Here is a 24610-nt window from a genome sequence, read left to right as displayed (position 1 = left end):
CATGTCGAAAGATACACAACAATCAATGCCGCAAAAAGGAGTTTTCACAGGCATTATCGAAAAAGATGAAAATAACAATTATTTCTGCGGTGAATATCTTTTAGACTATAAAATGGTTCAAGCAAAGTTTAACGTCGGTGATTGGATTACAATAAAATCGGTTATAGAAAACCCAAGTGATATGAGCTACAAACAATATCCAAAAAAATCTAGAAACTTCGATAAAGCTAATCATAAACCAGAATAGTTCTTTTGTTTCAAGTTTCAAGTTTCAAGTTTTGTTGGAGCGTGTAATTTTTAACGCAAAGAACGCTAAGGTTATTTTTTTTGCTGAGTGTTATACATTGAGAATATTTAAGTTCGCAAAGCTTTGTGCTGACATAGCTTTGCGAACTTTATGTTTATAAATATTACTCAAAAAATCTTTGGCGCTCTTTGCGTAAGTCTTTGCGTGCTTTGCGTTAAAAAAAAAAAAATCTTCGCTCTGTTAGCAATGAAAATAAACTTACCGTTAACTTTTTTCAATATTTTTTCCATCAAAACTAAAAAGTTAAAAAAAAGTGTACCTTTGCAAAAAATTTGTCGATTTGAACTAATTAATATCGATTTCAAACTAATAGACAAGTAGTTACCTTTTATTTATGAAAAAAATAGTTGAATACCGTAAGTTACTAAACGTAGAGAAAACTGCAGAGTTAAAAGATTTAAAAACAATTTATCGTAATGCGATGAAAGAATCTCATCCTGATAAATTTGTTGGAAACGAGGCTGGTTTAAAAGAGGCAGAAGAAAAAAGTAAAACAATCATTGAAGCTTACCATTTTTTAGTAAGTATTCATCCTGATACTATCAAACTTAATTTACCTGAGTACACAGAAACAATTACAACTTGTTCAATCACAGATTTTAAATTTGTTGAAGGACGTTTAATTATCGATTTCTCTAACGGAAGTGTTTACGAATACATTAGTGTTCCAAAAGCAACTTACGTGAAAATGGTAAATGCTGATTCTCCAGCAAGATTTGCTAAAAGACATATTTTAAACAACTTTACTTGGAGAAAGAAAACAAACCAAGAATAGTTTTTAAACACTATATTTATAAAAAAGCACTCGTTTAATTGAGTGCTTTTTTTATATCTAAAAATTAAAATTTTGATTATAATGATTTAAAATAAGTTTCTCAATGATAGCTTCAAGTCAATTAAGGCCAACAAACATGCTGATTTAATGCATTTTAGACCTAAAAAAACTATAACAAAATTTTAGGTTACAAAATTCTGTATGTTTTATATTTTTAGATACTTTTGTTGCACAAATCAATTAACTAATTAATTTTTTATAATGAAAAAAATACTTTTTGTACTTACAGCTTCTGCAGCTATCATTTCTTGCAGCAAAGTTAAAGATGGAGAATACCTTATTACAGGTACAGCTACAGGGATTGAAAATGGAAAAACTATCATCTTACAAGGTGCAGACCCTGCTACAAGAATGCCAGTTTCTCTTGATACAGTAAAAGTTGAAAACGGAAAATTTGAAATAAAAGGAAAAGTAACTGAACCAGCTTTCCATACTTTAATTTTACAAGGTGCTAACGGTCCAATTCCATTTATCCTTGAAACTGGAGAGATCAAAATTAATATTGATAAAGATAGTATCCACAAATCTAAAGTTTCTGGAACTTACAATAACGATGAGTATGTGGCTTTCACGGAAGACATGACAAAAACTCAAAAAAACTTAATTGATTTTCAGAAAAAGAATAATCAAAAAATGCAACAAGCTCAACAAGCTCAAGATACAGCAACTATCAACAGCTTGATGAAACAATATATGACAATTCAAAAAGAGGTTCAAGAGAGCAGCAAAACTAAATATTTGAAATATGCTGAAACTCACCCAAAATCATTCATTACAGTTTTGATCGTTCAAAGTATGTTTAATGATCCAGCGGCTGATACAAAAAAATTGGAAACTCTTTACAATTCTTTAGATGAGTCTGTAAAAAACACTGCTCCAGGTAAAGAAATCAAAACTAGATTAGGTCAAGCAAAAATGCCATCTGTTGGTGCTACAGCTCCTGCAGTAGGTAGCCCTAACTGAAGAGCAGATTTTTCGGCTCCTAATCCAGAAGGAAAAGTAGTTTCTCTTAGAGAAAGTTTAGGAAAAGTAACTATTGTAGATTTTTGGGCTTCTTGGTGTGGACCATGCAGACAAGAAAATCCTCATGTTGTGGCATTATACAAAGAATTACACTCAAAAGGTTTAAATATCATTGGAGTTTCTTTGGACAAAGACGCAGCAGCTTGGAAACAAGCGATAGCAAAGGATGGATTAACTTGGACTCATGTTTCAAACTTAAAACATTGGGAAGAGCCAATTGCAAAACAATATCATGTTGAAGCAATTCCTGCAACTTTTATTCTTGATGCTAACGGAAAGGTAGTTGCTCAAGACTTAAGAGGTCCTGCGTTGAAAGAAAAAATCTTAGAGCTTTTAGCTAAATAATACTTAAGTATTCAGAATAAAAAAATCTCCCTTGTGGAGATTTTTTTTTGTTTTAAAACATGATTAAAAAAAATATAAATCCATCTTACCTCTATTTTTTTCGACTAAAGCAATTCCTAACCAATAAAATCAAATACTAACTCGTAAATAATTATTCTATTTTCCCAATAAAAACAGAGGTTAACGACTAAAAAAAGTCATTGCAAAAAATATAAACCAGAAAAATAAGCAGAAGAATAATCTTATATTTTAAAATAAACCAAAAAAAACTTAATCAATAATGTTTTTTATTTTATTCAATTCCAACTAATTAAAAAATAACTTTAAAATAACTTTAAATTAAGTGCTTTTTTTGTTTGGAAATGTAGAAAACCTTCCTATCTTTGCCACCGCTTAGAACAACAAAGCACAACAAGCTGAGATCGGGGAGATACTCAAGCGGCCAACGAGGGCAGACTGTAAATCTGCTGTGTGAACTTCGCAGGTTCGAATCCTGCTCTCCCCACCAAAAGGGTAAAAGAAGTAAAAAGGTCACTTTTTCAATCTTTTCAAAAACCCCTAAAAAACGTGGTAAAGCCTGCAAATCGTAAGATTCGCAGGCTTTTTTCATTTATGCTGCTTTTCATATTTTTTAAAACCGCTCAAAATCTCTATGGCAGAATCGTGGCACTTTTGGTTTCCACGAAAAACTGCCACAGAAATTGAATAAATCCCTTATAACCAAAGGGGTTAACGAGGTTAACGACTTGTTTTTTTGACGCTATAATTCTACATTTATTAATCTAAAAAGACTGAATTATGTTAGAAAACAGTTTTGGGTTAGTTTTCTTTATGAAAATAACCAGTAATGACAAAAGAATTAGAACGGTTTACTTTAGAATAACCGTAGACGGCATCCCTAAAGAAGCATCAACCAAACGCAAATGGGAGTATTCAAGATGGGACCAAAAAACCGAACGAGCGGTTGGCTCTAAAGAAGATGCAAAGTCTTTAAACTTCTTTCTTGATTCACTGACAATTAAAATCAATGAAATCAAAACTGAAATGCTCTACAGCGGAAAACATATAACTGCTGAAAAAATCATGGATCAAATTCTTGGAAGAACAGCACCAAAAATCAAGGTTCTGGAAGAATTTCAAAAGCATAATGACGAAATGAAGGCTCTTCTAGGAAAAGGATATGCAAAAGGCACTCTTGACAGGTTTACCATTACTAAAAACCATTTAACTGCTTTTATTAAATTCAAGTTTAAAAAAGAGGATGTTGAATTTGCGGATTTGAATCTCGAATTTGTTAAAGACTTTGAGTTTTATCTTAGAACAGTGCGAGACTGCAGCAATAACACTACACTAAAATACATTGCAAATTTCAAAAAGATTGTAATCCGCGCGATTGATAAGGAATTAATCACAAAGGATCCTTTTAAGAACTTTAAGGGGCGAAAAACAAAACTGGTAAAGAAACCGCTTAACACTCAGGAACTGTATGAACTGGAAAGGCATTATTTTACTACTGACAGGCTTAATGTTGTCAGGGACGTATTTGTATTCCAATGTTACACTGGACTTGCTTACATAGACGCTTACCAATTAAAGAAAAGTGATATCAAAGAAGGCATTGACGGAAACCTTTGGATTATGTCCGAAAGACAGAAAACAAACTCAACAACCAATGTCCCGCTGCTCCCTCAGGCACTTAAAATCATTGAAAAATATAAAGAACATAAGCTATGCATTCAGCGCGGAACGGTACTGCCTGTCTCATCCAATCAGAAAATGAATGAATACTTGAAAGAAGTGGCAGTTTTATGCGGATTTCCATTTACTTTAAATACTCACATCGCGCGCCGCACTTTTGGAAGCACCGTTACATTAAACAATAATGTTCCTATAAACGTAGTTAAAGAACTACTGGGCCACGCATCAGTAAAACAGACTGAAGCATACGCCATAACTGAACAGGCAACAATCGGCCGTGAAATGTCAATTCTAAATAAAAAACTCAATAAAACTGAGCCTAAAATGTCTAAGCCGGACTTGGCAGTTCTCAGTAGACTGGAAAAAGAAATCCAGGCAATCAAGAAAAAATACAACATTTCTTCTTGATAAATATTTTTAAGACATATTCAAACTTAAAAGAGGCTATCTCAAATATTTTGAGATAGCCTCTTTTTACATAGTTTTACTTCGCTCTTATAGCCAGGATGATACGAAGGGGTATACTTAACGTATCCTAGATCCTGAAGTTGTTTAAAATACTTATGATAAGTTGGCAGAGTGTTCACATGCGATAATTCCATAATTTTACTGCGACTTACTTTTATCCTCCTCCTCTGCCCCTGCTTGTATCCTAACCCCAGTATAGCTGTCAAAATTGACAGGTGCCAGACATTAAGTTTGGGATCCTTAGCGTACATAGACAAAAAACTCATTATATGGCTTTCTTTTAATCTATTAAACTTTGTCATCGCTAAAGAGTTTTTGAATATCTTCCCTGTTATAATAATAAGATCCAAGTACCTTTTTAAAACGTACTTTTTGCGAGGTTCTAAGATTCTGCACCGAGCCTGCAGAAATATCAAGCATCCTACGGACAGCTTTACTTTTCAGCCACTCAGATTCCCGCTCAATATTTTTTGGCTGAAATGCTTCCGCAACAGCAGTACGCACCGTATCGGCCATGTAAAGCCCGAACTGTCTTAAATCATCTTTCGTTATAAATTCTTCCATGAAATTCTGGTTTTACTCATTATAATATTTGATCATCTACTTTAAAACAAAACTCTGTCTACTTTCAATTTTTACAGTACAACTTATTCCAAGTGAAAATAAATACTGCTCCTTCTGTTCTTATTCTTAGTAGGCACATAAATCAAATAACCGTAGTCATCCAATTCACGCATACATTTTTGATAGGTTTTATGAGACATGATCTTAGCAATACTCTGGATTTCTATGCTGTAAGCCTGAATAGGATTTACAAAATCTTTGCTTGCACGAAATTGAAGCAGGGCTGCAAAAATTGCAATGTGAGTTGTGCTGATCCTGAAGTCATTTTCGATTGCCTGAAAAAATCCCGATAAAAGATTAAGATTTTCCATAACTGTATAAGATAAATAAACATCACATATGATGAGATTTTTTTGCGGTCTGCGACTCAATATTTTGCTGAGGCTTTAGCAACGGATTAATTTTACAGCCGTTTTTAATTTCCGCCAGACTAAGTTTCTGCATCCTGTCGTTATAAAAATTCAAGTTTTTAAAGCGTGGATTTGCTTCCAAAAAAACCTTCATTTCTCTCCCTTGTATCATAAGAAGAACTTCTTCCCTCCTGCCCTTTTTCAAAGAATCGGCCAGGGATTCAACTGCCTCATAATCATCATTTTTAAGAGGAACAGTCCTTAAAGCATCGCTTACATTGTATCCATACGATTCTGGAAACTCATGCATTCTATAATTGTCATTAAGATCCCTGTCGTTGAAGTTAAACTGTTTCCAAGTTCCGACTTTTAGGACTGCTCTCCCCGCAAGCATTCCGTATGCGTCTGCAGCGCTGAAGCCCTCAGTTTTCTCATTCTTAAAGTAATGTGTACAGCGTCTGGATGGCGACGAATCTGTGTAAAGAATTGATCTGAATCCATCAAATTGGTAAGCCCCCTGCGCATCTTTTACAAATTGAAGTGAATGTTCAAGTCTTTCATTCTCTGAGATGTGATAAGAAACAGGAATAGAAAAATTTAACTGCTGCTCCTGCATATGCTCCAATACTTTGCCATAAGCCACATGAAAACCGCTTTTTATAAGCTGTTCCTCTAAAGTTTTCTTGTTTAATTCCAAATCTTTAAGATAATCCTGTTTATCTATCCTTTGAAAAGCGACAGCACTAAGCGCTTCATTTACAAGTCTAACAATGATATTGGGATAGACTTGATGCTTCAATTTATTATATTCATGCTTAAGAAACCTGAGAGTTATTTTTTCATCTACAGCTTTCGTCTTTTTATATTTAAAAAGGAGCATCTTAAAAAATTTCAGTTTCTCTATGCCAAAAGAGCGTTCTATATTAGGGCTGTTCTGAAATAGAAATTTTAATTTTTCTTCCTTGCACTGCCAGACTTTTATCTCATTTTCTACTCTATTGTTTTCAGAAGACATAGCTGAACTCTAATTAATATTAAAACTTAAACCGATCTTCCTGCTTTTTTTGAACGGGAATTACTTTTTTTTTCTTTCTGAGAAGGCTCATCATTATTAGTGCTCTGCTCTGCACTCTTTTCTTTGGATTGGGACTGTTTCTCAGTCTTGCTTTCTCGGTCATTGATTCGCTGTAAAGAAGAATCGTAAACCTTTATGGTTTTAAACTGCGGATTAGCTTCAACGAACTGTTTTCTCTCCTCTCCGCCGACAACAAAAGTTACGGACTGAAGGTTTCCTTTTTTAAGCGAATTCATCAGATCTTCCTTGTACTGCGGTGTTAGCAGTTCTTTGATTGAATGCTTTTCCAGCGCAGCCTCCAAATCATAGCCATAGTTCTCATGATAATGCTGTAATTTGAAATTTCCATCATTTTCACTGTTTTTGAAGTCAAATTTTAACCAGCAATTATATGTTTCTCCTTCTTTAGTTTTTAAATCCTTATTAACTGATCTGCCCTCCATCAAATTATAGGCTTCTTTGAGTGTAATGCTGGTGTTATCGCTGTTTATATAAAACGTCTGCTCCAGTCCCGGCTTATTATCCTCTTTCTGGAGATTCACCTTATAGGAATTAAAAAAGTACATATCGCTCTGATCGGACTTTTTAAAATTCAGTTCAACGGTAACGGTATCCCTGTTAGGAACACCATTGTTCATAATGCCGGTATGGATCATTTTAAAATCTTTATCCCCTTTTAGGATATTCTCCCTTAATTCAGCATCGAAAGTTTCTCCGAAGCCGGTATATTTTAACTTGTCTTTCAGATACTGCACATTTTTCTCGTTCATGATCTTTACATTTTAAATTAGTACTAATTATAGGTTACCCAGTATTTCAAGATTAACCAGGTGCCTGTTCTTTATGTTAAGTTCCAGATGCCTGCCTCCATTTTTCTCAAAGACCTGCATTGTGAATTTCTTCTTTTCCGGTATCGTAAATTTAGATAAGGCAAAAACTACTATAGTTTGTGATTTGTCGGAAATCCTGCTAAATTCTCCGGTGCATAAAAGCGGTGTCTTTTCTATTTCCTGAGCTGCAGTTCTTTTGGATTTTTTCTGGTCTCGGATAAAAAAACGAAGCTGGTCCACATCGTAATTAATTCTGGAATCATTCCCTAAAAACACTCTGAAATACATCACGTCCTGATGAATAAATATGCCGTCAACCTTAAACTCAATTTCTGCATTTTTTGAACCCAGTCCGCTTACCTTATTTTTCTTGGATAGAGCAAGCAGGGCATATTCTTTTATTTCTTTCTGGTTTTCGTTCTCAAGAGAAAACAGCAGCGATTTATCGTCACCAATTCGTAACCGCGCATCCACATTTAATGTAGGACACAGATCATCAAAATTTAAAATGAAACTGTAAAGATTACCGTCGGAAGTTACAACAGTCAGGTTAGTCTGTGGAAAATTCTGCTTGTCAGCTTTAAGAAGCAGTATATTTTCCACTCCTTTAGCTTTCTGCACCAGAACATCACGGCTTCCGACATCCAGGCTTTTTACCGGATACGGAAATAAAATGCTTGTGGTTTTTGAATAGCTAAGCTGTATATTATTAAATTCAGCTTTAGCATCATACTGCGCTGAAACTGAAAAACCAGCCAGAAAAATAAATGTGATAATTAGTGTCTTTAAATTTTTCATTTTCTTTTAGTTTAAAGTTATTGTTCATTCTTTTCTTTTTCATCGTAGAGAAGCACTTTGTAACCTGCCTTGACTGCTACTTTTATCAGCTTAACTTTCCTGCTTAAAAGTGATTTGGCTGCCTCCACTCCCATTCCTGCCGCCTGAGCTCCCCAAGAATCACTGACTCCTGCCAGTCCAATACTCTGCATGGACCTGTCAGCGGATGCTTTTGCTACATCCCTGTTTATGGTTCCAGGAATGTAAATGCCTTTAATGCCGTCTATATCAAAGACGGATAGTTCAACCGGGAAAATGGAATTCTGGTATTTTATGGTATTGATCTTTATTTCAAGCCTTTCTCCCTTAAGTGACGCTGTCCCAAAAACGAAACTGTTTTTTGGAATTAGTACGCCATTGATAAAAACGTCACTTGCAAGTCTGATTTTTACAATAGAACCGTTGACAATCGTCTGCGTTTCATGAACCGCTGCCTCAACTGCGTTCTGATTTTGTTCATCGTTGATTTCACCATCAAGCGAATAAAATGAATTTGCTGACTGCTCATAATTTACTTTGTTGGTCTGAAGAGAGCTCAGGTTTTGCTCTTCAGCTTTTCTGTTCACTGAAAAAACTTTTCCTTTTTGAAGCTTTGAGTTCTGACGCAGTTTCTCCTGTACACGTTCTGGGTGCTGGATATCCAGAATATTTTCCAGCATGCCGCCAAGCTGGGCAAGTTCAGGATCAGGCTCAGAAGGCGCACTCATGGCTGCCATGAGCTGTTCAAGATTTTTTAACTCGGCTGATTCACCGTGAGGCATTTTCTGGTACTGAAATTCCCTCATATCCTGACCGCTCTGATATTCTTTTGGAGGTTCCGCAATAGCTTTCTGGAGCGCTTCAAGTTTCTGGTACATCTTCTTTTCATTCTCTGGTTTGAAATAGTCTGTTTTCAGTCCGTTTTGTTTATCATTCCATGCAACCTCATCCGTATCAAAAAAACGTTTTGATTCAAGATTATCATTATCTTCCGCACCAACCGAATAATTAGGATCTTTCTTTTTTTGTTCCTGCAGTTTTATAGAATCAATTGATGCCTGGTCATAATAGCTCATTTTATCCAAACTGGAATCTTCCTTTAGTTTTGGATTTGGAAGCAGCATATTAAATCCCTTTTTTTCAGTTCCTGAAATTGGATTTTCTGTTCCTTTGCCTCCTCCAAGCACCCAGAACAGCATGGTTATAAATGGAAGAACAAGCAGTGGAAGAACCAGCATCATACTGCGATTCTTTTTCTCTCTGGCTGAAAGTGTTTTATGTTCCATAATCTTATTTTTTATAGTTAGATGAATTCGTTTCGTTGAGCTTCGGACTGCTGCTAAAATCTTCAGCGTTGGAATTTTGATTTTTAAACAAATCGATTAAGTCTGCCGCATTTATCACACTGTCAATATATCTGCTGAGATTGGATCTCTCAGCATATTTGTTAAATGGAAGATTCAGAGAATGGATATGGCCTACCTCATCACTATAAGATGGCTTAAGCACTTTTACTGCATCAATGTTCATTGATTTTTGACTTTCTGACAGAAAACCGCTCAATGCGTTATAAACACATAAAATCGTTGCAAGGGCCGCAAAAATGATTACTGAAAACTTAAGCTGTGAATTTGAAAGGTCTCTAGTCAGCCTATTCATTTTTGTTACCCACCAGAATCTGATCATCAGATATGACCTTGAAGACTTTACATTCTGTCTTTGTTTCCGCATCAGACTTCTCATGGCTTTCGATTTACTGTTCCAAGATCTTTGTTCTCAAGAGTATTGAAGCGTTCAATCAAAAACCCATGCGGATTGTTATCGCTCCTTGAAACATTTCGCAGCGTTCCTTCTGTAATCAGATTTCTGTTCAATATGCTTGTTGTCCTTATGATGTTCTGCCGGGCATAGCATTTAAAGCGATAGGGATATTCATTAATATCAATGCGGACGCTGTCTACAATAACAGTCTGGCTTATATTTCCTGATATAATTCCCGAATAATATCCGTTTTCTTTTAAATCATCGTATATGCGCTTGACAGAATTATCAGCCAGATACAAGGCCTTGGTAACATTGGCTTTAATTACTTTATCATCTGGGTCAAGGCTGAAGAAAAACTTATGGAATGTCCTGACGTGATCCCTTGCTTCAACAGGTACATTATCCTTACGGTCTGATGCAAATGCCTCAAGCGCCTTTCCATTTGCGAGGATATAAACCTTGTCGTGCATCAAAGCGACGGAACTGAAACTTTTATAAATAGAATAAGAGGTTATGGCAGCGCAGCAAAGAATAACCAGCATTGTAAATCCTCTTATATGACGAAAAGCAGTATCTATATTTTTCATTTTACTAAACATAATCGAGTGCTTTTAATTTTTAGAGTTTCCCTTGAGCTTCTCGCTCATGTAATTTCCTTTTTCCTCAAAATAAGGCGAAGCAGCTGCTGAAGATGACATGCTCTGGCTCATTCTGCCTGCTGCACTTCCCATTGAATCCATTACCATTCCTGCTGCAGTGGCAGCACCACCAATGACAGTAGAAGTTGAACCGCCAAACAAGCTTGTCACTTTCTGTCCCAATGCGCTTCCTCCTGATGCATGCACGATATAATTGGCCACGGAAGGCACAGTAAAGTACCCCACAATTCCAATAATCATGAATATTAAGTATCCGTATCATCAGCGGACAGGTAAATGGTGATACTGCAAAACAGCTCTCCGAACGCTTTGGAAAAATAATGCAGGATCGTGAGAGCATTTCCATAAACAGCTCAGATACGTCCATCAGCAGATCAAAACAACTGGAAGCTGCCGTGCCTGCTTCGAAGATTTCCTGTTTGAGTTCCGGTGAATTTGTCGGCATTACAGCCGATAACCCAGACTGTAAAATTGAACTCAAAGCATTCCATTCGGAAATAATCAATAATCACGAGCAGCTTAAAAAAGAAGAAGACTCATATCAGGGAATTAGCCCGGTGCGTATTATTAACAATACCATGATTGAACGCAATTATCTGCAGATTAAAGAGGATATCTCCGAAATTGTAAATTCAGAATTTGAGCGTATATTGCACGACCCTGCACTTTCTCATTTGATTATCAAAAAAAAGAAATAATTCTTTCATACTTCTGATATTCACTTTACATGCAACTCCTTTTTACCTAATTTTGTACTGATGAATTCCGAAGTAGCTAAACGATATTTCATCTATAAATGCTAATTAAATATACTTTAGGAATTATATCCCATTCATATTTCTTGGACACTATGAAAAGAAAAATTGATATCACTATTAGTATTTGTCTTTAAAACATTGAATATAATTCATGACAGTATACACGTCCCCTGAATTTATATTTCTGCTTAAAGAACAATTTATCCGCATCATCAAAACCTTCTCTTATGCAACTAGCTAAAACCCTAATATTAGGAGGAATTTGATGCTCTTTAAATTTTTTCTGTTTTGCTTTTTCTAGTGTAATAAATGACAATATTCCTAAGCTAAAACTCAGTTCAGGAACGAGTCTCAAAATAAAACTTCGGGCTTTTATCAAATACAAGCTTTTATCTGGTGTTTTAGGATCCGGAATAATATCATTTATCTCTTTTATTGTTTTGCCTTCTACATATTTTTTTAAAATTTCACACACAACAGGAAGTTTCTCAAGTATTTCCTTGTCGCTATGAACCTTACTTAGTTGCATACCACAAGCTTTTCTAATTTGATCGCGCGTATTAGGTTTGGTGAAAATTCGGCCTAGGAATTTTTCATCCTTACCTAGCCACTTGAAAAACCAATCTATGAATTCAGATATTGAATAATTAATAAATTTTTCAAAATCCTCTTCATCTATATTCTCCGAAAGTTGTAAAATTAACGTTGGGTCCACACCCGTTTTAAAGCTGACTTCTTTTGTCCACAGAACATCTTCTGACAAATCATCTAATTGTTTTCTTCTTTCTAAAAATTTTTCAATCTGACTTTCAAAACTTTCAGATTTCAACTCTTTTTCTGCTTTAAAAGCATACAAAGAATTCCTCAAAAGCACTCTTGTATCAAATTCTGAAAGTTTTTCTGCTTTAAATCTATATAAGATATTTGCCTGATTTACATCGAGTGCTTCTGCATCGTCTTGAAGGGAATCAAGCAGATATTCTAAGGGGTCCTCAATTTTAAGACATTGGTCGCCTTTTGAAAACACACGCTTTTTTAAATCCCACCATCTACTGGAAATCACTAAATCCCGCATCGTTACTATATCGCCAGGTATTAAGATAACCGCTCCCTGTGATGAGAGACCCGCTCTTCCTGCTCTTCCTGCCGCATTCAATAGATCATGCGGTTTAACTGGTTCTCTATACCCTAATTCATCATCAAATCTATCATCACCCGCTATAATTACTATTTCTGCCGGTAGGTTAATTCCTTGGGCCAAAGTTGCAGTCGCCACCATCACGACAGCACCATCAGCTATTTTATAATATTCTTCAATTAAATTCCTTTCAGCAGGAAGAAGAAGTCCATGATGCACACTTACATTGTACTGCATGTAAAAATAGGAATGTTCTATTGCGCCTAATTCTTTAGCTAAAAGTTCAATTTCTTTATCTTTTTCTTTACAAAAATCGGTAAAACTATTTTCTCGATCTAAGTTGTTATTGATCTTTTTCCAGGTCGAGTTTGCTATTTTAGGATCATCTACAAAAACCAATGTTTTGAGCCCCAATCTCGCAAAATGGATTGCCAGTTTCGAAGCAACTTCATTTCTATTACTTGTTAACTGCCATTTTTTATTTATATCAAGCGCCACCTTACTATTAATAATAGATGTTCTCAAATAATCACTATCAGCAGTCGTTTCCCAAATATTTTTCAAACTGAAAAAACAGTATGGCATGATCTTCATTTCTCTTTTTAAACCTAATGACGGACCAATGGTATCACCTCTGTACCTAGCTTCATTGCATAAATTCCGTAGATCCGAAATCTCGCTTTCCTCAAAAACAATACATCCGTGGAGCTGTCTTGTTGGTTTCCACGAAGAGTTAAAGAGAAGGCATTCGCGATTGGTGATTTTTTCCACCCAAGAACATATCTCTTGGCCATTTTCAACCATTGCAGAGATCAACAAATAATCTGAATGTGGAATTAAGGTAAATAGCGACAGCAAACAGTACATCGCATCTATTGAACGTCTATCTTTTTTTATATCTGTTCCGTGAATTAAATGAAATTCATCAAAAACAACCAAACCAACATGATGGAATATCTCAGGATATAGATTAATTATGGTGAGACATCGTTCGGGTGTCATTACCAAAAAAGGGAAATTATTAAATTCTGCAAATTCAGTATATTCTCCATCAAATTCAAAATCCTCAGGATCGTAGTCTTCAAAAAGGTCCTTTAAATTTCTCTTTACCTGATCTTCTAAGGCATGTGTCGGCACCAAATAGATTGTTTTTTTTCCAGAGTATGCAGTTGAAGCGATCTTTAGCTCCGACAGTGTTGACTTCCCTGCTCCTGTAGGCAACGTTAAGACTGCAGATGTTCCAGGCTGTAAAAATTGCGTAGCAACTGCATCCTTATGATTTTCCCACAAATATGGACGTTGTGCTGCCAGCTTGCTTAAAAATTTATTCCAAAATCCGCTATCGACACCATCGGGAGTAGGAATATTGATAACTCCTCTACCAGTTATATCACTTCCCAAAATTTTTAGAAGTCGTGCTAACCTATATGGTCCAGCAAAGACACTTTTCTGACCCAAAAATGCTTCTTCCGAGATAGACAATTCTATTACGTTATCAAAATGTACTTCGTGATCTAATATTTCTTTTCCTGTTAAGGAGGAGGCAATAGACACAATTCCCAATCCCAGTTCCCTCCACAGAAAATTTAAAGCTATATCTTCCAGATCAGAATCAATAGAAATTTCTTTTTCACTGAAACTAGCTTTAGAGATGAAAGATAATCTCCCTTTCGCCAATTCAACTATTGAAGCTACAAGTCTCTGCTGTGTCAAATTTAAGATCTTTGATTCAGGCAGTGAATTGGTCATCTCTGCAGCATCTGCCTGACTGTTTCCAATCAAAAACAGTATAATTGAAGCAATATATCTTGATATTACATCCGCATCTAATATTTTACCTGACTTGACGTCCTCCGATAAGGTTATTTTATATAATAAGCTGTTAGCTGTTGCGGCTACAAAAGCAATGGACTCTTTTTGCTCGTGATTTGGAATGCTAATAAGAATGGTTTCTAAATTGTTCGCTAATTTCTGTAGCAACATGAGGGAATTTAAAAGACCATCATTTTCTAAATTTACATCTCCCTCAGTGATTTGTCGCCTCAAACTAACAACCTGCGCATAAATTCTCGTCAATTCCTGGGGCAGCCTTTCAATATCAATATCTCCGATCTGTGGAATGTCTTTAATTTTTTCTTCTGTCTTACTATTATACATCCTAGCTTTTTTTTGATTCAAGATAAGTAATTACTTTATTAGCAAAATCATTCATCCATACCCTCATATCTTCGATGTGTATGCTGGAAGCACTTCTTCTGACCGAGGAGTCCCCTTCAACTGATTTATCATAATTTAAAAATAAACTTATCCTGCCTTCCAAGGGATTGTGGTCTGCATTTCTTGTTATCCCAATTCTATAGAGACGAAATTTATTTTCAAAGATATCATTCTGCACTTTTTCTAAAATTTCTCCCGCATTTAATCCGCCAATTAGACTCGAAATGATTCCTACAAGTGCATTATCTTTGGCGCCCTTCTCAAATTCTTTAAATTCTGGAAAAACCTGCGTAACAATTTTATTTCTAGGATTAGCTGTACATTTATCTTCTGTAATTATAATATTTTCAATTGTATCATCTGAATTTAGAGTGATAGCTAACCCATCAATACCATGCTGTGCGGGAGCAAAATGTGGATAATTAGAAAAGAATGGTACTGCAGATTTGCTTTTCGCAAGAACGATCCATGAAATCATTTGAAAAAGCCAGCCATCACGTTTGGAAGCACTGGTAGATCTAATTTTTGCGATTATCTGATCTATAGAATCATTTTTTTGAACAGGAAAAGTAGTAGACAAGGACCTAATTATTCTTAATATATGATGATGATGACCTAACAGCATTTCTCCAACAAATTGCGCCAATAAATCCTTATCGACTATCTCATATTCATTATCTACAAATGAGGGTGAACCATTTATTACATTAAATTTAAAAGGCATATTAAATTTTATTATTTAGAAAATATTCTTCCAGCTCCCGATGCGGTGCTCGTTTCAAAAATAGTCATATCCAATTGATTCAACTTAAGTAAAAATACTTGATTTACCATTACAGCAAGAAAAATACTCGTCGATACTGTTTATGTGCAACCTTATTAAAAACTACTATTTGATAAGTCAGGGTCCAAATTACAGAGGGATTATCAATATCCAAAAATAATACTTCACTAATACAACAGGATTTAATGCAAGAAGCAGAAAATCATTTCATCCATTTGGAAGAATACATTATGAAGGAGTTTTGAAGCAGACACTTGTAAATAATAGAACATTTTTAAATTTATTTCATTAAATAATGAAAAAGGATATTAAAAAAACTAAAATTAATTAACCATCACAATACTCGAATCCGGAAAATCAATATCCAGAAATTTCTTGATCATTCCTGTCACAACATCGATCCGTGTTCCTATGATTATATTTTTGTTCTTAGCGAACCAGTCAGTCATTATCGCCGTTAGTTTGGGCTTTATGATTCCAGTTGACATATCCTCGGGATCGGTGAACCAGAGTCCGCAACCGCTGATGCCATAAAGGTCCGGGCCTGTGCCATAAGTGCCTTTACTACCGTTATACACGTGTTTTTTATTGTACGTCGCGATAACATTCACGTAAGGATTCCGCCCCAACTGTTCGTAATGCTCGGCTCCTATCGGTGCTGTAAAATGAAATAGCGTGGTGATGCAAAAAATGTCGGTTTTATATTTGACTTTTGTCTTGCTGGCGGGAAATCCAAGAAAAGCGTAATATTCCCAAGGCTGGAAGATGTGATTGATGGCCAGATCCTCTGCCTGCACAAAACTATAAGACCTCTTGATATGTGGCAGACACTCGTCGTCCAATCGGAGGACTGCAATATCCAGCTCATCCTTTTCGCGATTCTCTGTTCGATTGATGTAGGTATCACCACCCGGATATATTATCTCTTTTTCCTGAGACAGAAAAATAAAAAACTCTCCGTGCTTGTCCATAACATGGGCGGCCGACACAAGGAAATAGTGATTTTGAATCTGAATAAACACGCCAGTTCCATGGGCTTTATAACTATAGCTGGACTTGTCTAGCATGACAATGCACGTGCAGCTCCTTATTGCTTCGATACTGGCAAACTGCAGGTTTCTGTATGCTTCAGCAGATGTATCCATATAAAATTATATTAATTCTACAATTAATTTATTACCTGAAAAATAATCAAAAATCGGAAATATAAACAAACGATGACAAAGTTTAGGCATTTCAACTTCATTAAGAATATTTAGCCCGTACAACAATTTATAGAAGAGGATGACAATCTGCGGCACTGCTTATGTACTAACGAATATTATAAAAGGAAAAATTCGCTTATACTATCTATAAAAGTGCTAGGACAGTCCCTTAAAACCATAGAACTATTACTTAGAAAGATGGAAATCATCCAGTGCTGAGGATTGAAGAATAATTCTTCCAATCATCACAGGCAGATTGTGAACCTGATAAAGAGCAATCTTCATCAGCTAAAAGAGAAGATAAATAATAGAAAAATTGATGCATAATCTTAGAGCCGGTATTATTACGGGCTCTTTTTTTTTGCCGACGAAGACACTTTAATGCCATAAAGATCTGAAAGATGTATTGCTTTGGAAGATGAAAAACATTTGTAATACAACATCTCAAAAAAACAGATGAAAGTTAGATTAATTTGGCAAATATTCCTTTTTCAGTAACTACGCCAAATACAATCTGAGCCTCCTCTGTTTGGATCTCATCCAATTCTTCTGCTTTGCGAACCCTTAGATTATGATAATAAGCAAGTGTAGGAACTACTACTACGATCCTAACACTATCCATTTTCTTGGAAGATATTTTGGAAGTACCTTTAGCTAGTGAATCATTAATTTTTCGCATCAGTCTATAGACAGACATATTTGATGCTGAAATTACCTCCACGCCCTGTTTAGTTATAAAATCTTCAATTATAAAATCCGGAAAGCGATTGTTTCGTATTATTTCCTTATTTCCCTCCGTTTGTTTTAGCCATGCATAGACCGCCTCCTCCGCCTGGTATCCTTCCAAATCCAGAGGATATACATTTTCATTCAATTCTATTTCCATTATCTTTACTTCTGTAACTGCTTCCTCGGCAGCACCAAGTATATCTAAAAATTTCGATGATTTAATGATATGTAATGTTTTATCCTCCGTATAATTTTTAAACTCTGTTATAAGTTCAAATCTGGGATACAGGGACTGGCTATCACTCCTGTAAAACCAGTCATTCTTTTCATCTCCCGAAACAAAAACAATATCTTTATTTTTGTTTTTCGCTACAGCCAATATCGTTCTCCAGATTATCAGATCTCCTATCCCATAATCATCTTTCGCTTTATCCTTAAATCCAGGAGGAATATTGTGCTTGTTTCTTCTTTCCAGATCATCTATTAATTCATCTTGCGAAAGGTCAAGTTCTTGTATAATATTAGACTTGAATAACTCCTTATAGACTGCACTCACTGGATCATCCCAGCGCCATTTTTTCATATTTTCAAGAATATTGTCTATTTTTTTTGAATAATTTTTCTGTAGTTCCTGTATCTGCTTTTCAATATCTTTTGCTTCTTTGTACTCCGTCAAAGATTCGAGTAGCGGATACTGACCAGTAGCGGGCTTACTGATCTTGCTTTTCACCGCATTAAGCTGTTGAAATAATGTTTTCAAGTGCTCGGGCCTGTTTTTAGCAAACTCTCGGGCGACTTGCGCCGGGATTAGCAGCTGATCTTTTGCAATAAGTTTCGAAAATGCCTTTTCTATTTCTTCAAAACTTGAAGTTGAAGTTTTATAAGGTAGCAGCAAAACGTTTGTATCTATAATAAAAATACAGTCTTCTTTGATATCCTCAATTGATTTTATATCAACATTAAAGATGTCAGCAGCATTCGGATATATATCATGGTGCAGAAAAGCCTTTTCTTTGTCCATTAATGATGAGTTTATATTGACAGCTAATATAATATTTTTAAACGTGTGTGCTTCGCAGATGTTAAAGAAAAAATATAAATGCTTTTGTTAATTTGATAGAGTCATCACTGGATAGTTGAGTTAAATCGGTCATTCCAAACAAATTCATTATTTCTTTTAAAACCTTATAAAAAGCGAAAGCATTATTTTAATTATTACAGTAATAACTGGAAAAAACTATCTTTACAAAAACTCCATTTTTATCAATTGTAATGTAGTAAGTGTCTCTATACGAAACGCAAAAGACTGGCTAACTTGTAAGCGAAACTACTGATTTACTCAAGGTTAATTTGAAATATGGATTAGCCTGAAAAATGTCATAAATATTAGTTTAATGAGCTTTGTGGCAAAATCGTGGCACAATGTATTTTTTAAAATTTAAATCACAGCAAAATCAAGGCTTAATGGGTTTAGGTTCGAAACTGTATACGTATTTTTATTCTTATTTTACTGAGCTTCAAAATTGACTTATCTCTGTTCTGCTACCCTGCCACTTTAGCCCCGACAGAAGCGGAAATCCTTTTGCGCCGAACCTGGGCGCAAAAGATTGCTTCGCCGGTTCGCCAGCGCTTGGGTGAAACGCATAGATGGAACAGCTACAAAAAAATAAAATTAAAACTAAAACAGCGCAATACAATTGGCGGTGCTGCCCGCTCAGATCAGTGCAGCTTATCATAAAGGCTGCGCCATTATAAATAAAACCCCTAATTTTGCTTTCACAAAAGAATTAAAGCAACGCAGCCTTGACGGTGCAGGAGATATGAAAAAATATGAAATAAAAAAACAGCCCAAGGCGGCCGGCCGATCTCCCGCAATGAACATTTTTGGAACTTATGTTCACCGGAATTCAAATTTTAAAGCTGATTTATTATATAAGATCTTTCTGCAGATCTTTCAAGAGTCTTATTAAATCTCTTATTTCATCTTTCTCATAAGGGCTTCTCGGAGCATCTGTATACTCCCGGGATAAGATTTCAATAATCTCTGACTGGACTGTAATGATCTCAATTAGTTTATCTGCTTTCATAATAATAGCTTTTAACCAAATATAATCACTAATTTTGATACTTTAAATTCAATAATCACAAATACTGAAAAAAGGCTTCCGGACTCTGCCTGAAGCCTGCCCAGGGGCAGGCAGATCAAATACGCACAAGCCTTTGAATTACAATGTCCGATATATTCAAAAAACATATAGCCAAGTTCGCCAAGGTACCAGAGGATGACTTTGAGCAGATCATAAAATTCTTCGACATCAGAGAGGCGGGTAAAAAAGAAAATTTACTGGAGCAGGGACAGATCTGCCGGCATCATTATTTTGTCCTGGAGGGGCTGCTCAGAAAATTCTACATCAACGAGAAAGGCACCGAGCAGACCACTGAATTTGCCATAGAAACCTGGTGGCTCACCGATAACTTTGCCTACGAGAACCAGCTCCCGACAGAGTTTTATATTCAGGCAGTGGAAAAATCCACACTGCTCTGCATCACACCCGGGAAGTGGCAGAAGCTGCTGGAGGAGTTTCCGGTGATGGAGCGCTATTTCCGTTTTGTCTACCAGAGGGCTTATGCAGCGGCCCAGAAACGCATCAAATTCCTTTTCTCGTTCTCAAAAGAAGAATTTTATTTTCAGGCAGTCCGTAACCACCCTGAATTCATTCAGCGTGTTCCCCAATACCTGATCGCTTCCTATCTGGGATTCACCCCCGAATACTTGAGCGAAATCCGCAAGAGGGCTCTTTCTTAAACCAGTTTAAGTTTTTTGTTTTTCATATTATCCAATTTTGCATGGAACAATTTAAAAGAATAATACCATGCAAAAACGATTAAACATCAAGCAGGCCGCCCCTGATGCACTCAAAGCGATGATCGGCCTTGAAAGCTATCTTTCAAAGATTTCCATCTCCGAGACAGCCAAAGAACTCATAAAGATCCGCGCCTCTCAGATCAACGGCTGCGCCTACTGCATCAACATCCATACCCAGGACGCGGTTAAAAACGGCGAGACAAACCAGCGCATTTTTCTCCTGAGCGCCTGGAGGGAAGCGGGGGATATTTTTACAGAAGAAGAAAAAGCAGTGCTGGCGATAACGGAAGAAATAACATTAATACATCAACAGGGATTATCAGACCAGACCTATTCAAACGCCGTGCATTTTTTCAGCGAAAACCAGATTGCAGATATCATAACTGCCGTAATTACCATAAATCTTTGGAACAGGGTTGTACTGAGCACCCGACTGCCTATAGGACAAAGTCTGGCATAAAACTGCAAACAAGTGCGGGCTTAAAGAGACTCCATAAAAAACTTTAGAATTATAATCAGATCTGATAATAATGAGCCCGTCTGTTTCGGGCTCATTTCTTTTCCAGGAATACCAAAGCCAATCAGCAGCATCACAATTCAAAAATAAGAACTCAGCCCCGGCAGCATATGAATAAAATAAAATATGAATAAAATAAAAAAAGATTTCTTTTAAAAACTGCCTTTTAACACGGCCTTTCCTTTCAGGCAATGGAAAGGATGAAAACCCACTACGGATTTGACGTCGTGAGGAGATGCGCATGCGTCTCTTTCAAACCTAACAATAAACACGAAATTTTAAAACGCAAAAAATAAATCATGTTTCTCAACTGCCATGCCTATCATTCCCTGCGCTGCGGCAACATTCCGCTGGATGATTTTCACTGTGACAAATGTTCTTTTCGAGAGAATTATTGTTTGCAGCAAAGCAGCTTGATGCAGCAGCTATGCTGCATATCAGTATTTGAAGCATATATCCGTATGATATTGGATCTGCCTGCTTGTCTGATTGCTATTTTATAACTGGAATTCATTATTCTGTAAAGAAAATTGTACCTCTCCGCTATAATTTTGCTAAAGAAGCATTATGCATCCAGAGAGCTGCAGCGATCCTCCCTGCGGGGCAATCCCTTAGCGGCACGCGATAGCAAAAAAATAATTTAAAAATATAATGTGATGAAAACAGATAAAAAGGAAAATGAGCGTCAGAATGACAAAAATTTCCAAAATACAGATTCAGGCAAGCAGGGAGAGCAGAAAACCGCCTCCCCTTCCGACCACCCTTTTACAGAGAATGCCGAACCCGATTACGCAGATGATCTGAGCACGGAAGAGATCGGCAGCGGATCCGACCACCAAAAACCTTCAGACGCGGACCCGCAGAAATTAAAAGTCCGCAATTCAGACGTGCAGGACAGTGATAAAGACAGTAATCCATACGATTCAGAAAATCTTGATAATGAATCCGACAGCGGCTCGAAAGATATAACCGAGAAGGACATTGAAGAGGATCTTATAAATAATGATCCTTCTGAAGGTTTTGAAACTGACATTGACGCGCCCCAGAGTGATGAAACTCAAAGTGGCGGCTTCGAAACCATTGAACCCGATCACGATAACCCCGTTAACAAGGAATTTGAAATTGGGGAACTTGGCAACGAAGAGCTTAAAGAAGATGAACGCGTCAGAGATGAAACAGATAATGGTGCAGTCCACAATTACAGACCATCCCAACGAAAATTTTGATACACTTACCTTTTCTTTCCATATAAAACAGTTACGAATAACGGTTTTTTATATGATTTCGTTTTTATAACCGCATCAGACAGCTGAGGCCAAACTATATTTAAGAATCTGCCTATTGCTTATTACGCATACTGTTAAGTTGGAAATTAAAGACCATCTGCTTAAAATTATATAACAAAGTGCAAAAAAAATATAAGCTCAGAATTTTAGAGTACATTATTTTTATTAAGTGAAGTACTTTTAAGCTAACCCCAAAAAAAAAATTATGAAAGCACTATTTTCCAAAGTTGTTATACTATCAGTTTTAATGGCGGCGCTGCACATCAGCTGTGAAGCGCTATGCGAAGATGAAAATGATGCCTCGAACCGCAAAGAAAATTATATAATCAAAAACGACTCACTTACTGTTTCAAAAAATTAATGACTGCCGGAAAGCTTGGCAGCTCTCAGTCGCCTTATAACAGTTTCTGAGTCTGCATCCTTGTAATACGTCATTTCCCCATCATGATGCCTGCTAAAGTGCGCACAGCAATGACCTTTGCATTTAATTGGCTGACAGTTAAAACAATAATAATCTGAAAATAATGTAATTAAACAGATACAGACTGTAATATAATCCGGCTCTTTCTACCGTAACTTTACTGCTCTTTAAATTACAAGAAAGAAAAGACTGCAGATAAAGCAGCATTTATTAACTATCTAATTTTAACATTATGATACCACAAGAAAACTACGATACTTACCGTCAGGACGACAGTTTGTATCATATGGGGGAAGAATCCATCCAGTCCGAAACCATGGAATATACCGATCCGGGCGTGAACCAGCATTATAAGGACGAAAGGTCTGCCGACCACCAGCCTACCGAACTGGATCATGACGATGCCGACAGAAGAACTTTAGATGAATCTGAAGCCGATGAAGATGATGAGGATTAAAGATATTACTTTTTCCGAGAATGACCAAAGTATATAAGCCTGCGTGATGCAATCATCTCGCAGGCTTTTTTAATCTATTATTTTACGGGGCGGCAATTAATCTGGCAGCTGGTCAATGCTGACTGGTTCTATCCTTGCCTTAGCATTCATATGGTGTCTGTATCGGCTTGAAGTTTCATAGGCCAGTTGTCTCACCCGCATAATATTGCCCAGCGGACGATGATCAGCCAGGCTGTGAAACGGATTAAAACTCAACGTGTCGTCTGCATACACACGGCGCTCGGGACTGAAAGTTTGCTGCGGATGAAAAGTAATTTTACCAACAGGCTGATAAGGACTCTGGTCCTCGGGCCACTGCACGGATCCGTCTTCCACGGGCATGATTTCCAAATCGGTGCAGAGCTGTGCGCCGATTTCATATTCCGCTGTAGCAGACTGGAAAAAATCAGCTACAATTTTTGTTAAAAAAGCGTGCTCATCTGCGTCGATAATATCCTTATCAATTTTCTTCCCCGCTAATTCCTTTACATTATCCGAAAGTGGCTTAACATTTATTTTGGCCACATAATCCCCAAAACGCAGTGCTGCCATACTGAAATAAGTATCCCCAAGGATATGTGGTCCCGGTGCGCTCAATTGATTGGTATCATCAGCAAGACCTACTGCGGCAAGTACATTCTGCACCCCGACAGCGGCCTTCTGCGCGATTTCCTGAAAGAGCTCCCCGCTTTCGGCCTGCTTTTCCAGCCCCTCCTGCATCTTGAGGTATTCCTTTATCGTTCCGGTTGGAATGACAGGATAATTTACCATAAGAAAGTCCTGGGTCACAGCGTCTGAGAGTTCTGGCAGCAGCTTTTCTCCTTCCACTCCGATTACTTTTATGGCCATACCCCTGAATGCTGACATTTTATCGGGTACGATGGAGCCCTGCGCCGTTGATAAGCGCACAATTACTGGATAAGTTCCGGCCTTGGCAAACAACCCCTGCGCCAGATGTTCGGGCAGGTTATCATATACCTTAAGCTCGCCTTTCAATACAGCATGGCTTTTGGCATGCGCATCGCGTATGGCATGTCGGTATTTCTCGTACATCAGGCGGTTAACCCTTGCCATCGAATCCACGATCTTCCGGCTTATTTCAAGTTCATCGGGCTGTATTACTTCGATCGAATCGCTATAAGGAATATACTCTATCATGTATGGTATGGTATGTTATTGTTTTTTAATCTTTTATTTTTTTACAGGAGCAAACACGGCCTGCTGCAGGGAAAACTTTTTTGATGGTACGTTATTACCTTCAGTAAGTTCGCTGAAATTCGCATTCATGATCCAGGTTTCACTGCCCGAAACAGCCGCAGTAGAAGGAAAGGCAAAACGGTCTTCTACAGAAGTGGATTCCGAAACCTCCGCCTTAGTCCAATTATCGGTGCTTTTAATC

25 protein-coding genes, 1 tRNA gene and 1 pseudogene are annotated in these 24610 nt (G+C 36.8%); 12 read left to right on the top strand and 15 right to left on the bottom strand.

Annotated elements, in window-relative coordinates; translation table 11 throughout:
- The first annotated feature begins 1 nt into the window (after position 1).
- From HNP35_RS09270 to HNP35_RS09245, 6 genes and pseudogenes are all read left to right on the top strand, one after another.
- Positions 2-247, top strand: a complete 246-nt coding sequence (locus HNP35_RS09270) for a hypothetical protein (RefSeq protein ID WP_184160593.1) — start codon at positions 2-4, stop codon at positions 245-247.
- Between the two features lie 394 nt (positions 248-641).
- Entirely contained in the window at positions 642-1082 is a 441-nt protein-coding gene (locus HNP35_RS09265; protein WP_184160592.1) for a KTSC domain-containing protein, read from the top strand.
- 261 nt (positions 1083-1343) lie between these two features.
- Positions 1344-2105, top strand: coding sequence for a DUF4369 domain-containing protein (locus HNP35_RS09260; RefSeq protein ID WP_184160590.1), 762 nt, complete (start codon positions 1344-1346; stop codon positions 2103-2105).
- An 18-nt stretch (positions 2106-2123) separates the two neighbouring features.
- A pseudogene (locus HNP35_RS09255) lies at positions 2124-2510 on the top strand (TlpA family protein disulfide reductase); the annotation flags it as partial.
- Between the two features lie 424 nt (positions 2511-2934).
- Positions 2935-3018, top strand: a tRNA-Tyr gene (locus HNP35_RS09250).
- Positions 3019-3308: 290 nt separating this feature from the next.
- Entirely contained in the window at positions 3309-4616 is a 1308-nt protein-coding gene (locus tag HNP35_RS09245) for a site-specific integrase (protein ID WP_184160588.1), read from the top strand.
- A gap of 348 nt (positions 4617-4964) precedes the next feature.
- Here HNP35_RS09245 and HNP35_RS09240 read toward each other — a convergent pair whose 3' ends face one another.
- The 9 genes from HNP35_RS09240 to HNP35_RS09200 all read right to left on the bottom strand — a co-directional run bounded on the left by HNP35_RS09240 (position 4965) and on the right by HNP35_RS09200 (position 10995).
- On the bottom strand, positions 4965-5240 hold the full coding sequence (locus HNP35_RS09240; RefSeq protein WP_184160586.1) for a DNA-binding protein: 276 nt from the start codon (positions 5238-5240) through the stop codon (positions 4965-4967).
- An 83-nt stretch (positions 5241-5323) separates the two neighbouring features.
- On the bottom strand, positions 5324-5611 hold the full coding sequence (locus tag HNP35_RS09235) for a hypothetical protein (RefSeq protein WP_184160584.1): 288 nt from the start codon (positions 5609-5611) through the stop codon (positions 5324-5326).
- Between the two features lie 22 nt (positions 5612-5633).
- Positions 5634-6665 carry a hypothetical protein gene (locus HNP35_RS09230; protein WP_184160582.1) on the bottom strand — a complete coding sequence of 344 codons (1032 nt, stop codon included), beginning with the start codon at positions 6663-6665 and terminating at the stop codon, positions 5634-5636.
- A gap of 26 nt (positions 6666-6691) precedes the next feature.
- Entirely contained in the window at positions 6692-7495 is an 804-nt protein-coding gene (locus tag HNP35_RS09225) for a hypothetical protein (protein ID WP_184160580.1), read from the bottom strand.
- 27 nt (positions 7496-7522) lie between these two features.
- A complete protein-coding gene (gene traN / locus HNP35_RS09220) occupies positions 7523-8353 on the bottom strand; it encodes a conjugative transposon protein TraN (protein WP_184160578.1) in 831 nt (276 codons plus the stop codon).
- A 17-nt stretch (positions 8354-8370) separates the two neighbouring features.
- Positions 8371-9657 carry a conjugative transposon protein TraM gene (traM, locus tag HNP35_RS09215; RefSeq protein WP_184160576.1) on the bottom strand — a complete coding sequence of 429 codons (1287 nt, stop codon included), beginning with the start codon at positions 9655-9657 and terminating at the stop codon, positions 8371-8373.
- A 4-nt stretch (positions 9658-9661) separates the two neighbouring features.
- Positions 9662-9901, bottom strand: a complete 240-nt coding sequence (locus tag HNP35_RS09210) for a hypothetical protein (protein WP_184160574.1) — start codon at positions 9899-9901, stop codon at positions 9662-9664.
- Positions 9902-10110: 209 nt separating this feature from the next.
- Positions 10111-10734 (bottom strand): conjugative transposon protein TraK, encoded by a 624-nt coding sequence (traK, locus tag HNP35_RS09205; RefSeq protein ID WP_184160572.1) that lies wholly within the window; start codon positions 10732-10734, stop codon positions 10111-10113.
- Between the two features lie 12 nt (positions 10735-10746).
- Positions 10747-10995 (bottom strand): hypothetical protein, encoded by a 249-nt coding sequence (locus HNP35_RS09200; protein ID WP_317618008.1) that lies wholly within the window; start codon positions 10993-10995, stop codon positions 10747-10749.
- Between the two features lie 119 nt (positions 10996-11114).
- On the opposite strand from HNP35_RS09200, the gene HNP35_RS09195 reads away from it, so the two are divergent.
- Positions 11115-11492, top strand: a complete 378-nt coding sequence (locus HNP35_RS09195; RefSeq protein WP_281383343.1) for a hypothetical protein — start codon at positions 11115-11117, stop codon at positions 11490-11492.
- 190 nt (positions 11493-11682) lie between these two features.
- On the opposite strand, the gene HNP35_RS09190 is transcribed toward HNP35_RS09195, so the two are convergent.
- The 5 genes from HNP35_RS09190 to HNP35_RS09170 form a co-directional block, all read right to left on the bottom strand.
- Positions 11683-14847 (bottom strand): DEAD/DEAH box helicase, encoded by a 3165-nt coding sequence (locus HNP35_RS09190; protein WP_184160568.1) that lies wholly within the window; start codon positions 14845-14847, stop codon positions 11683-11685.
- A gap of 1 nt (position 14848) precedes the next feature.
- Positions 14849-15631 carry a hypothetical protein gene (locus tag HNP35_RS09185; RefSeq protein ID WP_184160566.1) on the bottom strand — a complete coding sequence of 261 codons (783 nt, stop codon included), beginning with the start codon at positions 15629-15631 and terminating at the stop codon, positions 14849-14851.
- 383 nt (positions 15632-16014) lie between these two features.
- Complete coding sequence (locus HNP35_RS09180) at positions 16015-16836, bottom strand: hypothetical protein (RefSeq protein ID WP_184160564.1); 822 nt, start codon at positions 16834-16836, stop codon at positions 16015-16017.
- A 523-nt stretch (positions 16837-17359) separates the two neighbouring features.
- Complete coding sequence (locus tag HNP35_RS09175) at positions 17360-18646, bottom strand: PIN domain-containing protein (protein ID WP_184160562.1); 1287 nt, start codon at positions 18644-18646, stop codon at positions 17360-17362.
- A 907-nt stretch (positions 18647-19553) separates the two neighbouring features.
- Positions 19554-19712, bottom strand: a complete 159-nt coding sequence (locus tag HNP35_RS09170; RefSeq protein ID WP_184160561.1) for a hypothetical protein — start codon at positions 19710-19712, stop codon at positions 19554-19556.
- Positions 19713-19855: 143 nt separating this feature from the next.
- On the opposite strand from HNP35_RS09170, the gene HNP35_RS09165 reads away from it, so the two are divergent.
- The 5 genes from HNP35_RS09165 (at position 19856) to HNP35_RS09145 (ending at position 23172) form a co-directional block, all read left to right on the top strand.
- Positions 19856-20431, top strand: a complete 576-nt coding sequence (locus tag HNP35_RS09165) for a Crp/Fnr family transcriptional regulator (protein ID WP_184160559.1) — start codon at positions 19856-19858, stop codon at positions 20429-20431.
- Between the two features lie 67 nt (positions 20432-20498).
- Positions 20499-20951 carry a carboxymuconolactone decarboxylase family protein gene (locus HNP35_RS09160; protein ID WP_184160557.1) on the top strand — a complete coding sequence of 151 codons (453 nt, stop codon included), beginning with the start codon at positions 20499-20501 and terminating at the stop codon, positions 20949-20951.
- A 713-nt stretch (positions 20952-21664) separates the two neighbouring features.
- Positions 21665-22234 (top strand): hypothetical protein, encoded by a 570-nt coding sequence (locus HNP35_RS09155; protein ID WP_184160555.1) that lies wholly within the window; start codon positions 21665-21667, stop codon positions 22232-22234.
- 265 nt (positions 22235-22499) lie between these two features.
- Positions 22500-22655 (top strand): hypothetical protein, encoded by a 156-nt coding sequence (locus HNP35_RS09150; protein ID WP_184160553.1) that lies wholly within the window; start codon positions 22500-22502, stop codon positions 22653-22655.
- 292 nt (positions 22656-22947) lie between these two features.
- On the top strand, positions 22948-23172 hold the full coding sequence (locus HNP35_RS09145; RefSeq protein ID WP_184160551.1) for a hypothetical protein: 225 nt from the start codon (positions 22948-22950) through the stop codon (positions 23170-23172).
- A 96-nt stretch (positions 23173-23268) separates the two neighbouring features.
- On the opposite strand, the gene HNP35_RS09140 is transcribed toward HNP35_RS09145, so the two are convergent.
- Entirely contained in the window at positions 23269-24369 is a 1101-nt protein-coding gene (locus HNP35_RS09140) for a catalase family protein (RefSeq protein ID WP_184160549.1), read from the bottom strand.
- Positions 24370-24610 lie beyond the last annotated feature (241 nt).

This window comes from Flavobacterium notoginsengisoli (assembly GCF_014207905.1).
Lineage (GTDB): Bacteria > Bacteroidota > Bacteroidia > Flavobacteriales > Flavobacteriaceae > Flavobacterium > Flavobacterium notoginsengisoli_A.
The sequence above is the reverse complement of the archived record's forward strand: the minus strand, read 5'-3'. Positions and strand labels throughout refer to the sequence as shown.

Excerpts from the sequence above, each read along its gene's own strand:
- HNP35_RS09270 (WP_184160593.1), top strand. The coding sequence starts at position 2 with ATGTCGAAAGATACACAACAATCAATGCCGCAAAAAGGAGTTTTCACA.
- HNP35_RS09265 (WP_184160592.1), top strand. The coding sequence starts at position 642 with ATGAAAAAAATAGTTGAATACCGTAAGTTACTAAACGTAGAGAAAACT.
- HNP35_RS09260 (WP_184160590.1), top strand. The coding sequence starts at position 1,344 with ATGAAAAAAATACTTTTTGTACTTACAGCTTCTGCAGCTATCATTTCT.
- HNP35_RS09245 (WP_184160588.1), top strand. The coding sequence starts at position 3,309 with ATGTTAGAAAACAGTTTTGGGTTAGTTTTCTTTATGAAAATAACCAGT.
- HNP35_RS09240 (WP_184160586.1), bottom strand. The coding sequence starts at position 5,240 with ATGGAAGAATTTATAACGAAAGATGATTTAAGACAGTTCGGGCTTTAC.
- HNP35_RS09235 (WP_184160584.1), bottom strand. The coding sequence starts at position 5,611 with ATGGAAAATCTTAATCTTTTATCGGGATTTTTTCAGGCAATCGAAAAT.
- HNP35_RS09230 (WP_184160582.1), bottom strand. The coding sequence starts at position 6,665 with ATGTCTTCTGAAAACAATAGAGTAGAAAATGAGATAAAAGTCTGGCAG.
- HNP35_RS09225 (WP_184160580.1), bottom strand. The coding sequence starts at position 7,495 with ATGAACGAGAAAAATGTGCAGTATCTGAAAGACAAGTTAAAATATACC.
- traN (WP_184160578.1), bottom strand. The coding sequence starts at position 8,353 with ATGAAAAATTTAAAGACACTAATTATCACATTTATTTTTCTGGCTGGT.
- traM (WP_184160576.1), bottom strand. The coding sequence starts at position 9,657 with ATGGAACATAAAACACTTTCAGCCAGAGAGAAAAAGAATCGCAGTATG.
- HNP35_RS09210 (WP_184160574.1), bottom strand. The coding sequence starts at position 9,901 with ATGAACATTGATGCAGTAAAAGTGCTTAAGCCATCTTATAGTGATGAG.
- traK (WP_184160572.1), bottom strand. The coding sequence starts at position 10,734 with ATGTTTAGTAAAATGAAAAATATAGATACTGCTTTTCGTCATATAAGA.
- HNP35_RS09195 (WP_281383343.1), top strand. The coding sequence starts at position 11,115 with ATGCAGGATCGTGAGAGCATTTCCATAAACAGCTCAGATACGTCCATC.
- HNP35_RS09190 (WP_184160568.1), bottom strand. The coding sequence starts at position 14,847 with ATGTATAATAGTAAGACAGAAGAAAAAATTAAAGACATTCCACAGATC.
- HNP35_RS09185 (WP_184160566.1), bottom strand. The coding sequence starts at position 15,631 with ATGCCTTTTAAATTTAATGTAATAAATGGTTCACCCTCATTTGTAGAT.
- HNP35_RS09180 (WP_184160564.1), bottom strand. The coding sequence starts at position 16,836 with ATGGATACATCTGCTGAAGCATACAGAAACCTGCAGTTTGCCAGTATC.
- HNP35_RS09175 (WP_184160562.1), bottom strand. The coding sequence starts at position 18,646 with ATGGACAAAGAAAAGGCTTTTCTGCACCATGATATATATCCGAATGCT.
- HNP35_RS09170 (WP_184160561.1), bottom strand. The coding sequence starts at position 19,712 with ATGAAAGCAGATAAACTAATTGAGATCATTACAGTCCAGTCAGAGATT.
- HNP35_RS09165 (WP_184160559.1), top strand. The coding sequence starts at position 19,856 with ATGTCCGATATATTCAAAAAACATATAGCCAAGTTCGCCAAGGTACCA.
- HNP35_RS09160 (WP_184160557.1), top strand. The coding sequence starts at position 20,499 with ATGCAAAAACGATTAAACATCAAGCAGGCCGCCCCTGATGCACTCAAA.
- HNP35_RS09155 (WP_184160555.1), top strand. The coding sequence starts at position 21,665 with ATGAAAACAGATAAAAAGGAAAATGAGCGTCAGAATGACAAAAATTTC.
- HNP35_RS09150 (WP_184160553.1), top strand. The coding sequence starts at position 22,500 with ATGAAAGCACTATTTTCCAAAGTTGTTATACTATCAGTTTTAATGGCG.
- HNP35_RS09145 (WP_184160551.1), top strand. The coding sequence starts at position 22,948 with ATGATACCACAAGAAAACTACGATACTTACCGTCAGGACGACAGTTTG.
- HNP35_RS09140 (WP_184160549.1), bottom strand. The coding sequence starts at position 24,369 with ATGATAGAGTATATTCCTTATAGCGATTCGATCGAAGTAATACAGCCC.